The organism is Rhizobium sp. Leaf384, assembly GCF_001424065.1.
In the GTDB taxonomy this organism is placed as follows: domain Bacteria; phylum Pseudomonadota; class Alphaproteobacteria; order Rhizobiales; family Rhizobiaceae; genus Ferranicluibacter.
In genome coordinates this window covers 1,554,547-1,570,638 of record NZ_LMQE01000001.1, presented here as the reverse complement: position 1 = coordinate 1,570,638, position 16,092 = coordinate 1,554,547, and the positions used below count along the sequence as shown (strand labels likewise).

Annotated in this window: 12 protein-coding genes; 8 read left to right on the top strand and 4 right to left on the bottom strand. The window is 63.1% G+C overall.

Going from position 1 to position 16,092, the window contains the following annotated elements; genetic code table 11:
* Positions 1-55: 55 nt before the first annotated feature.
* From ASG25_RS07205 to ASG25_RS07190, 4 genes are all read right to left on the bottom strand, one after another.
* The gene (locus ASG25_RS07205; protein WP_062471209.1) at positions 56-1,003 is read right to left on the bottom strand and encodes a D-ribose ABC transporter substrate-binding protein; all 948 of its coding nucleotides are present in this window, start codon (positions 1,001-1,003) and stop codon (positions 56-58) included.
* Between the two features lie 131 nt (positions 1,004-1,134).
* The gene (locus ASG25_RS07200; protein WP_062471206.1) at positions 1,135-2,175 is read right to left on the bottom strand and encodes an ABC transporter permease; all 1,041 of its coding nucleotides are present in this window, start codon (positions 2,173-2,175) and stop codon (positions 1,135-1,137) included.
* Between the two features lie 2 nt (positions 2,176-2,177).
* Positions 2,178-3,773 carry a sugar ABC transporter ATP-binding protein gene (locus ASG25_RS07195; RefSeq protein WP_062471204.1) on the bottom strand — a complete coding sequence of 532 codons (1,596 nt, stop codon included), beginning with the start codon at positions 3,771-3,773 and terminating at the stop codon, positions 2,178-2,180.
* A complete protein-coding gene (locus ASG25_RS07190) occupies positions 3,770-4,426 on the bottom strand; it encodes a DUF2291 domain-containing protein (RefSeq protein WP_062471202.1) in 657 nt (218 codons plus the stop codon). The genes ASG25_RS07195 and ASG25_RS07190 overlap by 4 nt, the downstream gene beginning before the upstream one ends.
* A gap of 836 nt (positions 4,427-5,262) precedes the next feature.
* On the opposite strand from ASG25_RS07190, the gene ASG25_RS07185 reads away from it, so the two are divergent.
* From ASG25_RS07185 to ASG25_RS07150, 8 genes are all read left to right on the top strand, one after another.
* Complete coding sequence (locus ASG25_RS07185; RefSeq protein WP_082479954.1) at positions 5,263-6,936, top strand: FGGY-family carbohydrate kinase; 1,674 nt, start codon at positions 5,263-5,265, stop codon at positions 6,934-6,936.
* A 10-nt stretch (positions 6,937-6,946) separates the two neighbouring features.
* On the top strand, positions 6,947-8,458 hold the full coding sequence (locus ASG25_RS07180) for a glycerol-3-phosphate dehydrogenase (RefSeq protein WP_062471199.1): 1,512 nt from the start codon (positions 6,947-6,949) through the stop codon (positions 8,456-8,458).
* A 9-nt stretch (positions 8,459-8,467) separates the two neighbouring features.
* Positions 8,468-9,400 carry a TIM barrel protein gene (locus tag ASG25_RS07175; RefSeq protein ID WP_062471196.1) on the top strand — a complete coding sequence of 311 codons (933 nt, stop codon included), beginning with the start codon at positions 8,468-8,470 and terminating at the stop codon, positions 9,398-9,400.
* A 104-nt stretch (positions 9,401-9,504) separates the two neighbouring features.
* Complete coding sequence (locus ASG25_RS07170) at positions 9,505-10,464, top strand: sugar-binding transcriptional regulator (RefSeq protein WP_062471193.1); 960 nt, start codon at positions 9,505-9,507, stop codon at positions 10,462-10,464.
* A 146-nt stretch (positions 10,465-10,610) separates the two neighbouring features.
* Entirely contained in the window at positions 10,611-11,828 is a 1,218-nt protein-coding gene (locus ASG25_RS07165; RefSeq protein WP_062471190.1) for a CHASE3 domain-containing protein, read from the top strand.
* Positions 11,829-11,890: 62 nt separating this feature from the next.
* Positions 11,891-13,168, top strand: coding sequence for an arsenic transporter (locus ASG25_RS07160; protein ID WP_062471186.1), 1,278 nt, complete (start codon positions 11,891-11,893; stop codon positions 13,166-13,168).
* Positions 13,169-13,268: 100 nt separating this feature from the next.
* Positions 13,269-14,891 (top strand): ABC-F family ATP-binding cassette domain-containing protein, encoded by a 1,623-nt coding sequence (locus ASG25_RS07155; RefSeq protein WP_062471183.1) that lies wholly within the window; start codon positions 13,269-13,271, stop codon positions 14,889-14,891.
* Positions 14,892-15,128: 237 nt separating this feature from the next.
* The gene (locus ASG25_RS07150; protein WP_062471180.1) at positions 15,129-16,040 is read left to right on the top strand and encodes an ABC transporter substrate-binding protein; all 912 of its coding nucleotides are present in this window, start codon (positions 15,129-15,131) and stop codon (positions 16,038-16,040) included.
* Positions 16,041-16,092: the final 52 nt, after the last annotated feature.

The following is a 16,092-nucleotide window of genomic DNA, read 5'->3' as shown; positions in this document are numbered from 1 at the left end:
AGAGGATAAACGCGAAAGGAGGGCGCCGCGGACGGCGCCCTCCTTGCAGAGAGGCTTACTTGTCGAGGACGAACGGTGCGGAGTACTTGTCGACGTTGTCCTTGGTGATGAGCAGGCAATCGAACAGCTGCTTCTCGGACTTGGCGCCCGTCGCGCCTGTCTTAATGAAGCTGTCGGCCTGCTTCACGGCTTCTTCCGAGAAGACGGCGACCGGCTGGAGAACGGTGTACTGCAGTTCACCGGCCTTGATGGCGGCGACCGCATCCGGCGAACCGTCGAAGCCGCCGACCTTGACGTTGGCGATCTTGCCGGCTTCCTTGAGCGCTGCGATGGCGCCAAGCGCCATTTCGTCATTGCCCGAGATCACGCCGTTGATGTCGGGGTTGGCCTGCAGCATGGACTGCATCTTGTCATGGCCCTTAGTGCGATCCCAGTCAGCCACCTCAGAAGCGACCTTCTCGAGGTCCGGATACTGCGTCAGGACAGTTTCGTAACCATTGGAGCGGGTTGCAGCATTGTTGTCGGAGGGGGCGCCGAAGAGCTCGACATATTTGCCCTTGTCGCCGACGGCTTCCACCCACTGCGTGGCACCGAGGGCGGCACCCTGAGCGTTGTTGGATACGAGCTGCGCCTTGGCGAGACCTTCCTGGTTGATCTCGGCATTGACGAGAATGACCGGGATGCCAGCGGCAACGGCCTTCTTCACAGCACCGACGGAGCCGTCGGCATTGGCCGGATCCAGAATGATCGCGACCGACTTGTTGGTGATCGCGGTGTCGATCAGGTTGCTTTCGGTGTTGGTGTCACCCTTGTGTGCGCCGACGGTGGCGGTATAGCCGAGCTTTTCAGCGGCGGCCTTTGCCACATTGCCTTCGGTCAGCCAGTAGGGGTTGGACGGATCGTTGACGATCACTGTCATCAGGCCTTCGGCATAGGCGGTGCTGGCGAACATCGTTGCGGCAGCTGCGGCTGCCATCAAGAGGCGGGTTGCGGTCTTCATCATGGTCTCACTCCCGGTTTGAAATGCGGTTCGGTTGTGCCGGTCACCCGGCGGTGCTTGTCCGTTGCCGGCCTCTGCCTCTCCTCGAAAGGCGAAGGTCGGTGATGCGGAGAAGGTCGTGTGTCGGTCGCCTCTTACTTCGGGCGGCGGCCGTACTGGATGCTGTTGAGCAGGACGGCGAGCACGATGACCGCGCCGGTGAAGACGGTCTGCCAGTAGGAGGACACGCCGATGATGACGAGGCCGTCCGAAAGGAAGCCGATGACGAAGGCGCCGAGCATGGTGCCGCCGATCGTGCCGCGTCCGCCGGTCAGGGCCGCGCCACCGATGACGACGGCGGCGATCGCCGTCAGCTCGTAGGTGGTTCCGGCCGTGGGGCCGGCCGAGGTGAGCTGCGACGACAGGACGAGGCCGGCAATGGCCGCGCAGACGCCCGACAGCACGTAGACGATGATCTTGACCCGCTTGACCGGCACGCCCGAAAGCTCCGCTGCACGCTCGTTGCCACCGGATGCGTAGAGCCAGCGACCGAAAGCCGACCGGCTGAGCATGACGAAGCAGAGGATGGCGAGGAGGGCAAGGACCAGAACTCCGATCGGGACACCGAACAGTCGGTTGAAGCCCAGCCAGTCGAAACCGGTATTGCCGAGTTCCGGCCGTCCGCCGAGATTGTTGAAGGTAAGACCGTTGGTCATCAACAGCGCGACGCCGCGGGCGACATACAGCACGCCGAGGGTGGCCACGAAGGCGGGAACCCGGAGATAGGCGATCAGTACCCCGTTGATGGCGCCGACGAACGCGCCGAGCGCGCAGGTGAGGATGACCACGACCCAGACCGGCGGATAGAGCACGACGCCGAATTGATTGAGCGTGACGCCCTGCATGAGATAGCCCGCCACAACACCGGAGAGCCCGAGCGTGGAGCCGACCGAGAGGTCGATGCCGCCATTCAGGATGACGAGCAGCATGCCGATCGCAAGGATCCCGAAAATCGCGACATGCGACGACATGATCAGGAAGTTGGCGACGGAGAAGTAGTAGGGCGAAAGGAGCGAGAACACGATGATGATCGCGATCAGCGCGAAGAAGGCGCGGCCTTCAAGCAGGAGATGGCCGATATTCATCGTCTTCTTCTGGGGCGGCGCAGCGGTCGCGGTGGAAGGGGTTGCCGACATGATCAGTGCGTCCTCGTTTCGGGCTCGTGCCCATCCGATCCATGGCCGCCGGCTTTTTCGCCGGACGCCGCCATGATGAGTTCCTTGGTGACGTCGGAGCCGAATTCGGCGGAAATCTTGCCGCGGCGCATGACGATGATGCGGTGCGCGATGCTCAGGCATTCGCCCACTTCCGACGTTGAATAGATCACCGCGAGGCCCTGGCGGGCACGCTCGGCGAGCAGCTTGAAGACTTCCGACTTCGCGCCGATGTCGATGCCGCGGCTCGGTTCGTCGAGCAGCATGACCTCCGGGTTTGTCGCGAGCATCTTGCCGATGACGACCTTCTGCTGATTGCCGCCTGACAGCGAACCGATCGGCGCCGCGCCGCCAGCCGTCTTGATGTGGACCTTGCGGATCGCATCGGTGACGAGGCCGGCTTCGCTGCGGCGGGACGTGAAAAGACCCTTCGTGAAGGCGCCGATGCTGGCGAGCGACAGGTTGCTGCCGACCGTCATCGTCTGCACCAGACCGTCCCGCTGCCGGTCTTCCGGCACGAGAACGAGCCCATTGTCGATGCGCTCGGCGATGGAGAGCTTCGAGACGTCTTGCCCGCGCAGCATGACGCGCCCCGCGGACGGCTGCAGGCGTCCGGCCACGCACTCGAGAAGCTCGGTGCGGCCGGCACCCATCAGCCCATAGATGCAGACGACCTCGCCTGCGCGCACATCGAGCGAAAGGTTGTCGACCACGGAATAGCCGGCGCCCGAGGCGTCCGGGACCGAAAGCGTCTCGATCGACAGGGCGACCGGACCGAACGCATAGCCCGACGGCGGAGCGCCAAGATCGAAATTCTCGCCGACCATGTTGCGCACGATCCATTCGAGATCGATATCGGCCCGCGCCGCATAGGCGGTCATCGTGCCGTCGCGCAGCACCACGGCGTGATGGGTGATCTGAAGAGCCTCTTCGAGGTGATGCGAGATATAGACGATCGAGACGCCGCGCGCCGAGAGGTCGCGGATCACCTTGAAAAGAACCTCGACCTCGGACGCGCTGAGCGCCGATGTCGGCTCGTCCATGATGAGGATGCGGGAATTGACCGACAGCGCCCGCGCGATTTCCACGATCTGCTGTTGGCCGAGACGCAGTTCCTCGACCGGTGTCAGTGGGTCGATGTGCTCTTCCAGCTCCTCCATCAGGAGCCGGGTCTGCCGTTCTTCCTCGGCGTAATCAACGCCGGTCGACCCCATGATCTCGCGGCCCATGAAGATATTGTCGCGAACATTCATGTTCAGCGCGAGCGACAATTCCTGGTGAATGATCGATACACCACTGTCGCGCGCATGCGAGGAGGACGAGAAGGTCACCGGTTCGCCGTCGAGGATGATCTCGCCGGAGGTCGGCTGGACCACCCCGGACAGAATTTTCATCAGGGTCGACTTGCCAGCTCCGTTCTCGCCGAAAAGCGTTGTGACCTGACCGCGGCGGATCTCGAAGTTCACGCCTTTCAGCGCATGGATGCTGCCATACGACTTTGCGATGTTGCGCGCCTCCATCACGACGGCGCCATGCGCCAAGGCGGGCTTGCGGGCCTGGTGGTCGGCTGTGACGCTCATTTCACGGTCACCGCGACGGGGGTGATCAGCCAGTTCTTGGGGTTGATCAGCTTGAACACGCCCGTGATGTCCACGGTCTTGCCTTCGAGCGCTGCTGGATCAATGTTGCCGAGCGCCTCCTTCTTCATGGCGTTGTTCAGCGCCGAGCCTGCGTTCTGGTATTCGATCTGGTTGGTGAACTGGCCGAATTCGATGTCGCCCGTCGCGTCTCTGAGGTCCGTGCCGTTGATGGCAGGGCCGGTCTGCACCCGCACCACGGTGCCTTCGGGCAGCCCTGGGACGGCGATCGTGTTGGTGCTCGACTTCCGTTCGCCAACCACGCCGGTCAATTTGACCGGGATAACGGGACCGGTGCTCGTGGCGACGCCATATTTCGTGCCGGCCGCAGCCTTGTCGGCGGCAATCGCACGGCCGAGCTCAGCAGCATCGACCGCGCGGCTGACCACGCTGTCGCGAACCTTCGGAAAATTCTCCGCTCCGAACGCCTCTGGCGAGAATACGTCGGCGCGAACATCATGCTCGGAGCCGATCCGCACCACGCGCGTATTGTAGGCCATGGCGCCGACCAGAATCACGGCCAACGCGGTTGCGATGGCACGGCCACGGGTCAGGCGAGGGGACGTCAGCGATTTCGGTTCGGCAAGGGTGCTCATGACGAGAGCCTCATATCTGAAGTCACCTCTCGAAAGAGGCGCAAAGTTCTGTTGAACGCCGCAGATGTCCGCGGCCACGTGTCGAATGTCATCTCGGGAGAAGGGTGCCGCGCGCGCAATGGCTGCCACGCAGGGCAAGCCAAAACCGGAGGGGTCGGCCGCAGATCGGGATCGCAGTGCTGATCATGACGTCTCCTCCTTGGTGCAGCCGAACCGGCGATCTCCTCCCGCCAGTGTCACGCCTTCTCAGATCGATGGTAGATCTGTGTTATCTACGGATCGGACAATGATAGAAAATTTTTCGACTGTCAACGGCATCGACAGATCGACGTCCCATGCCGGAGTCGGCGCTTCATGCAGCAGAAGGCGTCACGTCGTGAGCACATGCCAGCTCTGGAACAGGGGTGTACCCAGCGTGTTCTGCCTGGCGTTAAGGCACATCGTTTGTCGCCAAAGACCGCAGGAAAGCGCAAATGTTATTGATTTTAAATAGTAATTCATGAACGAATCTGATGTCCTCCCGGTCTGGAAGCGGTAGCGGGCTGTGTGTTCGTGAGACACGTCGGCAGCTCTCACGAAAACGATCGTGCGTACTTGCGGTGGGGAAGCGTAGACCTTGACACCGTAAGCTGAATATGAAAAAAAATGCGACACGAGAAATATATTTCGCAGTCAGTGTTATGTTTGTGATATAACTCTGGCGGCGCATTGTTGTCTTGGAGGATGATGATGCTCTAGCCCTTCCGACAAGGGCGCTGCGGGAAGGGGAGGATCACCGATGATGCCATGTGCGAAAGCGCGTCGCCGGACCTTGTGGCTGCGCAGGAGCGGACGGAATGCATAACGGTGACGATGTCATTATCGGGATCGATGCGGGAACGTCTGTCATCAAGGCGGTCGCCTTTGACCCTGCCGGACGTCAGCTTGCCTGCGCCTCCGTGCGCAATCTCTATGCAACCGGCAACGGCGGCTCGGCGACCCAGTCGCTGGAGCGCACCTGGGCGGACTGCGTATCGGCGCTGAAAGGCCTCGGCGAAAAGCTGGATGGGCTTGCAGGGCGAACGGTGGCGCTGGCCGTGACCGCGCAAGGCGATGGAACCTGGTTGGTGGGAGCCGGCAACCGCCCCGTGGGCGATGCCTGGCTTTGGCTGGATGCCCGCGCGGCGCCGAGCGTGCGCCGTATAGCCAACCGCGGCGAGGATCGGGCGCGCTTCGAGGCGACCGGCACCGGTCTCAACACCTGTCAGCAGGGTGCTCAGATGGCGCATATGGATCGACACTTTCCGGTGCTTCTGGATAGTGCCGAGGTCGCTCTCCACTGCAAGGACTGGCTCTACCTGAACCTCACCGGCGTACGTGCTACAGACCCGTCGGAGGCGAGCTTTACCTTTGGCAATTTTCGCACGCGGCGCTACGACGATGTCGCGATCGACAGCCTTGGCCTCTCGCATCGCAAAAGCCTGTTGCCGGAGATCGTCGACGGCACGCAGATCCAGCATCCGCTTTCGGTCGAGGCTGCCCAGGCAACCGGCCTGCGCGCGGGAACGCCCGTGTCGCTCGGTTATGTCGATATGGTCATGACGGCGCTCGGGGCCGGGGTTCGCACGCGCTCGACAAACGCCGCCTGTTCGACGGTTGGCTCCACCGGTGTCCATATGCGGGCCAAACCGGTGGAGGAGGTGCAGTTGAATGCTGACGGCACCGGTTATGTCATCGCGCTTCCCGTTCCGGGCATCGTCACCCAGGTTCAGACGAACATGGGCGCGACGCTCAACATCGACTGGATTCTGCGGCTTGCAGCGGATCTAATGGCGGATGCAGGCCGGGAAGTGGCGTTCTCCGATCTCGTCGGGCGGATCGAGCACTGGCTGGAAACCACCCGGCCCGGGGCGCTGCTTTATCATCCCTATATTTCCGAGGCCGGCGAGCGCGGACCCTTCGTCAATGCGAATGCCCGTGCCGGCTTCATCGGCCTTTCCACCCGTCATGGTTTTCCGGACCTGTTGCGCGCCGTTGTCGAAGGCCTCGGCATGGCAACGCGCGATTGTTATGCCGCAATGGGTGCGATGCCTCGGGAACTGCGGCTGACCGGTGGCGCGGCCCGCTCACGTGCCCTGCGCGGCGTTCTCGCGGCCTCGATCGATGCGCCTGTGCGAATTTCCGATCGCGAGGAAGCGGGCGCTGCCGGTGCCGCAATGATGGCCGCCGTCGCGCTCGGCGTCTATCCGACGATGGACGCCTGCATCGACGAATGGGTGAGCCCCCTCTTGGGGAAGACGGAAGCGCCGGATCCGGAGCTCGCCCGCCATTATGATCGCCTTTACCCGGCCTATGTCGCGGCCCGCCAGTCACTCACGCCCGTCTGGGAGACACTGGGACAGGAGCACGCGCATGCCGTATCTGAAGGCGACGCGGCGATGGCCGCTCCGGATTCAGCCGATCTGACGGCACACGACGACGCAGGTCCTGCATCTGCGTCCCAACCCCACCTTCCTGCGTCCCCGCTTTGAGGAGCCTGACATGACAGAAGCAAAGACGGTCGATCTCTTCGTGATCGGCGGCGGCATCAACGGTGCCGGCATTGCGCGGGACGCCGCCGGCCGCGGCCTGTCCGTCATCCTGTGCGAAAAAGGCGATCTGGCGGAAGGCACGTCGTCGCGCTCGGGGAAACTCGTCCACGGCGGTCTGCGCTACCTTGAATATTACGAATTCCGTCTCGTGCGCGAGGCCCTGATCGAGCGCGAGGTGCTTCTCAACTCGGCAAGCCACATCATCTGGCCGATGCGCTTCGTTTTGCCGCACAGCCCGGACGATCGTCCCGCCTGGCTCGTCCGGCTCGGTCTCTTCCTCTATGACCATCTCGGCGGCCGCAAGCGCCTGCCGGGAACCCGCTCCCTCGACCTGCACAGGGATCCTGAAGGCGCACCGATCCTTGACAAGTATACGCGGGGATTCGAGTACTCCGATTGCTGGGTGGACGACGCTCGGCTCGTGGTGCTGAACGCGCTCGACGCTGCCGAACGCGGCGCCACCGTGCTGACGCGCACCGCCTGCATCAGCGCGCGTCGCGAGGATGGCGGCTGGCGCGTGGATACGCGCAACGAGCGCACCGGCGAAATTGCGACGTTCCGCGCAAAAGTCCTCGTCAATGCCGGTGGCCCCTGGGTCAACGACATCGTCGGCCGGGTCGCCGGTTCCAACAGCAGCCGCAACGTGCGTCTGGTCAAGGGCAGCCACATCGTGGTGCCGAAATTCTGGGAGGGGCAGCAGGCCTATCTCGTGCAGAACCACGACAAGCGCGTCATCTTCATCAACCCCTACGAGGGCGACAAGGCGCTGATCGGCACCACCGACATTCCCTATGAGGGACGCCCCGAAGAGGTCCGGGCCGATGAGAAAGAGATCGATTACCTGCTCGCCGCCGTGAACCGCTACTTCAAGGAGAAACTGCGTCGCAGCGACGTGCTGCACAGCTTCTCCGGCGTTCGCCCGCTCTTCGACGACGGCAAGGGCAATCCCTCTGCCGTCACGCGTGACTACGTCTTCGAGCTCGACGAAACCGGTGGCGCCCCGATGCTGAACATCTACGGCGGCAAGATCACCACGTTCCGCAAGCTGTCCGAGCATGCCATCCAGAAGATCGCGGGCTTCTTTCCCAACATGAAGGGCGACTGGACGCGCGGCGCGACGCTTCCCGGCGGTGAGATTCCGAACGCCGACTACGTGCAGTTCGCCGAGCGGATGCGCAGCGACTATCCCTGGATGCCGCGTGCGCTGGTCAACCATTACGGTCGCCTCTACGGCGCCCGCGTCAACCGCATCGTCAAGGGCGTGACATCGCTGGAGGGTCTCGGCCGTCATTTCGGCGGGCAGCTCTACGAGACCGAAGTTCGTTATCTCGTGGCCAACGAGTGGGCGGAGACGGCCGAGGACGTGCTCGTCCGGCGCACCAAGCAGAACCTGCACCTGACGGAGGCCGAACGGGCGGCCTTTGCGGACTGGTTCGAAGCGCATGTTGCCCTGGCGGCCTGAGGTAAGATCATGAGCCTGACCCTGTCCTTGAACACCAATCCGCTCGTCAACCGTTTTGCAGAACCGGACGACCTAATCGACGCCGTGGCCCACGACCTGAAGATCCGCGATCTCCAGCTGACCCACGAGTTCATCAATCCGAGTTGGCCCGCACCCGTCATCCGCCGCCTGACGCGGGACATGCAGCGTGCCCTGTCTCGCACCGGCGTGCGCGTTACCTCCGGCATGACGGGCCCCTACGGTCGCCTCAATCATTTTGGTCATCCGGACCGCGACGTGCGGCGCTATTACGTCGACTGGTTCAAGACCTTTGCGGATATCACCGCCGATCTTGGCGGCGTCTCCGTCGGAACCCAGTTTGCCATTTTCACCTACAAGGATTTCGACGACCCGGCCCGCCGCGAGGAGCTTGTCACGATCGCCATCGACTGCTGGGCCGAAGTCGCCGAGCACGGCAAAGCCGCCGGTCTCGACTACATCTTCTGGGAGCCGATGAGCGTCGGGCGTGAGTTCGGCGAAACGATCGGCGAGTGCATCCGCCTTCAGGACCGGCTGTCGGCCACCGCCATGGCCATCCCCATGTGGATGATGGCCGATATCGACCATGGCGACGTGACCTCGCCCAATCCCGATGATGTCGACCCGTATGCCTGGGCCCGGGCGGTGCCGAGAATGTCGCCGATCATCCACATCAAGCAGAGCCTGATGGACAAGGGCGGCCACCGTCCGTTCACCGCCGAGTTCAACGCGCGCGGTCGCGTTCACCCCGAGCCGCTTCTCAAGGCACTGGCCGAGGGCGGCGCCGAAAACAACGAGATCTGCCTTGAGCTGTCCTTCAAGGAACGCGATCCGAACGACCGCCAGGTCATCGAGCAGATCGCCGAGAGCGTCGCCTTCTGGGCGCCGCACATCGACACGGGCGCGTCCGACCTGAACATCTGAGACGCGGTGGCCCGTCTGAGACGCGAAAAAGGATGGCAGGACGCGGCATGGCGTGTATCCATGAGCGGATCCGTGACAGCATGGCAGGAAAGACGGCAGGACGCATGGCAGGACACCGACGCCCCATCGACCCTGAGGAATCGCTCGCCACACGCGCTGCCTGGCTGCACTATGTCGGCGGCATGACCCAGGCGGCGGTTGCCAAGATGCTCGGCTTGCCCTCCGTCAAGACCCATCGGATGATCGCGCGGGCCGTGGCGGACGGCATGGTCAAGGTGACCATCGACGGCGATATCGTCGAATGTGTTGACCTGGAGGTCCGCCTCGCCGAGCGCTATGGCCTCGATTATTGCGAGGTTGCGCCCGACATGCGCGAGGAAGGGCTTCCGCTTCGCGCGCTCGCCTATGCCGGCGCATCCTACCTGCGGCGGGAAATCGAGCGCGGCGAACACAGGATGATCGGCCTCGGCCATGGCCGCACCCTGGCGGCGGCCGTCCGGCACATGCCGCGCCTGGGTGCGAGCAACGTGTCCTTCGTGTCGCTCTTGGGCGGCGTCACCCGCAACTATGCCATCAATCCGCACGACGTCATGCACCAGATTGCCGAGAAGACCGGGGCAACCGCCTATGTCATGCCGGTTCCTTTCTTTGCCAATACGGCGGAGGACCGCGAGGTTCTTCTCGCCCAGCGCGGGGTCGGCGAAGTGTTCGCGCTGGCCGAAGGTGCCGATCTCAAGTTCGTCGGCATCGGCACGGTGGAACCTGCAGCCCAGCTGGTCGCATCCGGCATGATCGAGCCCCGCGAGATCCGCGAGATCTCCGGCAATGGCGCCGTCGGCGAACTGCTCGGCCACTTCTTCGACGCCCGCGGCCGCCTGCTCGAAACCATGCTGACCGCCCGCACGCTTTCGGTTTCCTTCCACTCCGCGCAGGCAGACCGCATTGTGGCCATTGCCGGTGGGCCGGGAAAGGTCGAGGCGATCCGGGCGGTCCTCACAAGCCGCCGTCTTTCCGGCCTTATCACCGACGAACGCACCGCGCAGGCCTTGCTCGACGCCGGGTGACAGCCATGGCTTTCCACGTGAGGACGTCTTGGAAAAGCTTTTCATCATAAAAGCATGGCGAGACGCTTTCCATTCGCCTTGCCGAGCACATGTATGGTCGAATGCGGGGCAAATGGCATGCCTGCGACGTCGCAATGCGAGGGACCATGGCCAGACCGACGGTAAACAAGTTCCTGCTGCAGGCCCGCAACGAGGTACGGCAGAGTGCCGGGATGATCATCCTTGCAGTGCTCTTCGTGGCCTTCGCCTCGATCGGAGCCTCGGTGCTCCTGTCTCAGCGCGAGCGGCAGGCGCAGGAGGCCATCGCCCATACAATCGGCAACGAGCGGCGCATCTCGACCCTGCAGTCGCTGTTGCAGGATGCCGAGATCGGACAACGCGGCTATCTTCTTACGCAGGATCGCGCCTATCTCGAGCCGTACGAGGCCTCGATCGCGGAGATTGATCGGGTGATGGAAGACCTTGCGACAGGCCTTTCCGACAATACGCGCCAAGATGCCAATGTCGCCGTGCTCCGATCGCTGATCGTCCAGAAACTGTCGGAGCTGCACCAGAGTATCGATCGCCAGCGTGAAGGCGATGCAGCCGGTGCGCTCGGCATCATCAAGACCGGTCAGGGCAAGATGCTCATGGATGGCGTGCGCAATGCCCTGAAGACCATGCGGGCCGAAGAAAGCAACCAGCGCATGCAGCGCGTGGCGGAAGCACGCCAAGCCGGTGCCCGCATGGAAATGGTGGTCTTCGCACTGTCGCTCCTGACAGCCGTCTTCGCGCTGGTGGCTGTCCGCGCCACCGCACGGCGCGCGCGCTCCGCCGAACTGACCCGGGATGAATTGCTCTCCCGGCTCGACCGCCGGCTGCTCGCGATCATGGCGGCCGATGTCGTCGGCTATTCCCGCTTGATGGAGGGCGACGAAACCCGCACGCTTGCAAGCCTGAAGATCGTGCGGGACCGGATCGATCCGATCATCGAGCATCACAGCGGCACGATCGTCACCACCGCCGGCGACAGTGTCCTTGCTGCCTTTGCCAGCGCCCTCTCGGCGATCGACTGCGCGATCGAGATCCAGCAGGCGATGGCTGAGGCCAATGCCGGTCTCGACGAGAACGATCGGCTGATGTTTCGGATCGGCATCAATGTCGGCGATGTCGTGGTGCAGGACGGCGACATCTTCGGCGACACGGTCAACGTCGCGGCCCGGCTGGAAACACTGGCCGAACCCGGTGCCATCTGCATTTCCCGTACTGTGCGCGACCATGTCCGAAAGCAGCGTCCCCTGACATTCGACGATCTGGGCTTCCAGCGCGTCAAGAATATCGCTCAGCCGATCAGCGCCTTTCGCGTAAGGGCCGAGACGGGGTAGAAGGCGGCCTCCGTCCACCCGCTTTCCCATCGCCATTCAGACATTCCAAGAGCCGGAACTTCATGCCGACGTTTCTTTCCCCCGTCATGCTCACCTGGGGCATCTCCGCCCTTGCCGTCGCCGGCGTCATCACGCGGCCTTTCCACCTTCCCGAAGCCGTCTGGGCCGTTCTCGGCGCGGCTCTCCTCGCCGCGCTCGGCCTCATGCCGCTGTCGGCAGTCTGGAGTGGCATCGCAAGGGGCTACGACGTCTATCTCTTCCTGATCGGCATGATGCTTTTGTCGGAGCTCGCGCGCAAGGAAGGTCTGTTCGACTGGCTCGCCGCCATTGCGACACGCCACGCCAAGGGATCCCCGAAGCGCCTGTTCTTCCTGATCTACGCGGTCGGGGTGCTCGTCACCGTCTTCCTGTCCAACGACGCAACGGCCGTGGTCCTGACGCCGGCCGTCTATGCGGCCACCCGGGCGGCCAAAGTCGCCAATCCGCTGCCTTACCTCCTGATCTGCGCCTTCATCGCGAATGCCGCAAGTTTCGTCCTGCCGATCTCCAATCCCGCCAATCTCGTCATCTTCGGGGGCGGCGAGATGCCGCCGCTCGGCGAATGGCTGCGCACCTTCACGCTTCCCTCGATCGTGGCGATCGTCGCCACCTATCTTGCGCTCGCCTTTACCCAGCGTCGGGCCATGGCCTCTGAAACCGTTGCTGCCGATGTGCCGACACCGACGTTGTCGCCTGCCGCCCGCGTTGCCGGCATCGGGCTTGCCCTGACCGCCATCGGTCTTGTCGTCGTCTCCGCCCTCGATCTCGATCTCGGCCTGCCGACCTTCGTCGCCGGCATCGCCACGACGCTGCTGATCGTCATCGTCAATCGCGAGCCCCCCATCGACGTTCTCAAGGGCATCTCCTGGAGTGTCCTGCCGCTGGTCGCGGGCCTGTTCGTTATCGTGGAGGCGCTGGCGGGAACCGGGCTTGTCGGCATGCTCGGCGACCTCCTTGCCCGCCACGCTGCGACATCGCCGGCCTGGACAGCGGGTGTCGCCGGCGTCGGCGTCGGCTTTGTGGCCAACCTCGTCAACAACCTGCCGGCCGGGCTTTTTGCCGGCAGCGCGGTACAGACGGCCGGAGCCCCAAGCCTCGTGGCCGCTGCGATCCTCATCGGTGTCGATCTCGGCCCCAATCTGTCCGTCACTGGCTCTCTTGCCACCATTCTCTGGCTGACCGCCCTGCGTCGTGAAGGTATCGACGTCGGCGCTTGGACCTTCCTGAAGCTTGGAACCGTGGTGATGATCCCCGCGCTGCTTCTTTCCATCGCCACGCTGATCGGCATGTCCTTCCTGTAGGTCACGCCAGGACCGGAGCGTGCGCTGCAGCAAAAAGCCGGGACAACAGGGCCATCCCGTGCCATAAGGCGACCCGCAACGCAGCCGGGCCCGACCGATCATGATCCGCATTGAAAACATCTCCAAGCAGAACAGCCACCGTCTTCTGTTCATCGAGGCTTCGGCCGCGCTGAACAAAGGTGAGAAGATCGGCCTCGTCGGCCCGAACGGCGCTGGCAAGACCACGCTCTTTCGCATGATCACCGGCTCGGAACTGCCCGACGAGGGGCAGGTCGCGACCGAGAAGAACGTGACGATCGGCTATTTCAACCAGGATGTGGGCGAGATGGCGGGCCGCAGCGCCGTGGCCGAGGTCATGGAAGGCGCAGGACCCGTAAGCGTCGTTGCGGCCGAGCTGCGTGACCTCGAAGCCGCGATGTCCGATCCCGACCGCATGGACGAGATGGACGCGATCATCGAACGCTATGGCGAGGTGCAGGCGCGTTACGAGGAACTCGACGGTTACGCGCTGGAAGGCCGGGCCCGCGAGGTGCTCGATGGCCTGTCTTTCAGCCAGGAGATGATGGACGGCGATGTCGGCAAGCTGTCCGGCGGCTGGAAAATGCGCGTTGCGCTCGCCCGAATTCTCCTGATGCGGCCCGATGTCATGCTGCTCGACGAGCCCAGCAACCATCTGGACCTCGAAAGCCTAATCTGGCTTGAAAACTTCCTGAAAACCTACGACGGCGCGCTTCTGATGACGTCGCACGACCGCGAATTCATGAACCGCATCGTCACCAAGATCATCGAGATCGACGGTGGCTCGCTCAACAGCTATTCCGGCGACTATGGCTTCTACGAACAGCAGCGGGCGCTGAGCGAGAAGCACCAGCAGGCACAGTTCGAACGACAGCAGGCGATGCTTGCCAAGGAAATCAAGTTCATCGAACGCTTCAAAGCGCGCGCCTCGCATGCTTCCCAAGTGCAGAGCCGCGTCAAGAAACTCGAGAAGATCGACCGGGTCGAGCCGCCCAAACGCCGGCAGACCGTTGCGTTCGACTTCCTGCCGGCCCCGCGATCCGGTGAAGACGTCGTGAACATCAAACAGGTCCACAAGGCCTATGGCTCGCGGACGATCTATGACGGGCTCGACTTCATGGTCCGTCGGCGCGAACGCTGGTGCATCATGGGTATCAACGGTGCCGGCAAATCCACCCTGCTGAAGCTCGTGACCGGAACTGCGGCGCCGGACAAGGGCAGCGTCACCATCGGCGCCAGCGTCAAGGTCGGCTATTTCGCCCAGCACGCAATGGACCTGCTCGACGGGGAGAGCACGGTGCTCCAATGGCTGGAAGAGCGCTTTCCGAAAGCGGGCCAGGCGCCGCTCCGGGCTTTATCAGGCTGCTTCGGCTTTTCCGGCGACGACGTCGATAAGCGCTGCCGGGTTCTCTCGGGCGGCGAAAAGGCGCGCCTCGTCATGGCGGCGATGCTGTTTGACCCGCCGAACTTCCTGGTGCTCGACGAACCCACCAACCATCTCGACCTCGACACGAAGGAAATGCTGATCAAGGCCTTGTCGGCCTATGAGGGGACGATGCTCTTCGTCTCTCACGATCGCCACTTCCTCGCAGCTCTCTCCAATCGCGTGCTGGAGCTCACGCCCGACGGGATCCACCAATATGGTGGCGGATATACCGAATATGTCGAGCGAACAGGGCAGGAGGCTCCGGGAATACATTCCTGAGTTGCGTTCGATCGTCACCTTCTCATTTTGATCACGCCCACCCTGTTCTTCCGCCGAGATCGCTACATATGCCAGCCTATGCAGCGATATCGGCGTCTCCTTACGGACGATGCTGAAGAGATCCTCGACTCCAACCGGCTCGAGAGTAATATCGTGCAGCAGGTGTGGTGGGGTGAAGCTGACCGCGTGCGTCATGAAGGACGCAGGAAGCTTTTGTGTTATCAGGGGAGAATTCACATGCGTCTCAAGTCAACCGTCATCGCGGCAGCCGCCGCGGTCCTGTCCTTCTCTGCCGCGGCTGAGGCCCAGGTGGTCGTATCCTCCAAGATCGATACCGAAGGCGGCGTGCTCGGCAACATCATCCTCTCGGTCCTGAACGCCAATGGCATCAAGACGACGGACCGGGTGCAGCTCGGTGCAACGCCGGTCGTGCGGAAGGCCATTACGGCGGGCGAGATCGACATTTATCCCGAATATACGGGCAACGCGGCATTCTTCTTCGAGAAAGCTGACGATCCTGCGTGGAAGGATGCCGCCAAGGCCTATGAGGAAGCCAAGAAGGTCGATTACGACACGAACAAGATCGTCTGGCTGACGCCGTCGCCGGCCAACAACACCTGGGCTGTGGCCATTCGCAAGGATCTTGCCGACCAGTCCAAGGTCAAGACCTTCTCTGAGTTCGGCAAGTATGTCGCAGACGGCGGCACGATCAAGCTTGCGGCCTCATCGGAGTTCGTGAATTCGGCGGCGGCCCTGCCGGCTTTCCAGACGACCTATGGCTTCACGCTGAAGCCGGACCAGTTGATCACGCTGTCGGGCGGCGACACCGCTGCCACTATCGCTGCGGCGGCCAATCAGACGAACGGTGCCAATGCCGCCATGGTCTACGGCACGGACGGCGGCATCGCGCCGTCCGGTCTCGTGGTTCTGGAAGACGACAAGGGCGTCCAGCCTGTCTATCAGCCCGCGCCGATCATCCGCGAGGCGGTGCTGAAGGAAAATCCGCAGATTGAAACGCTCCTGAAGCCCGTCTTCGAAAAGCTCGACCTCGTGACCCTGCAGGATCTGAACGGTCGCGTGCAGGTCGGCGGTGAGCCGGCTAAGGCTGTGGCCGAAGACTTTCTGAAGAAGAACGGCTTTCTGAAGTAGGTTTGTTCGTCTGGCCACGGGAGGCATTCGGCCTCCCGGTGTCGGTCCAGGC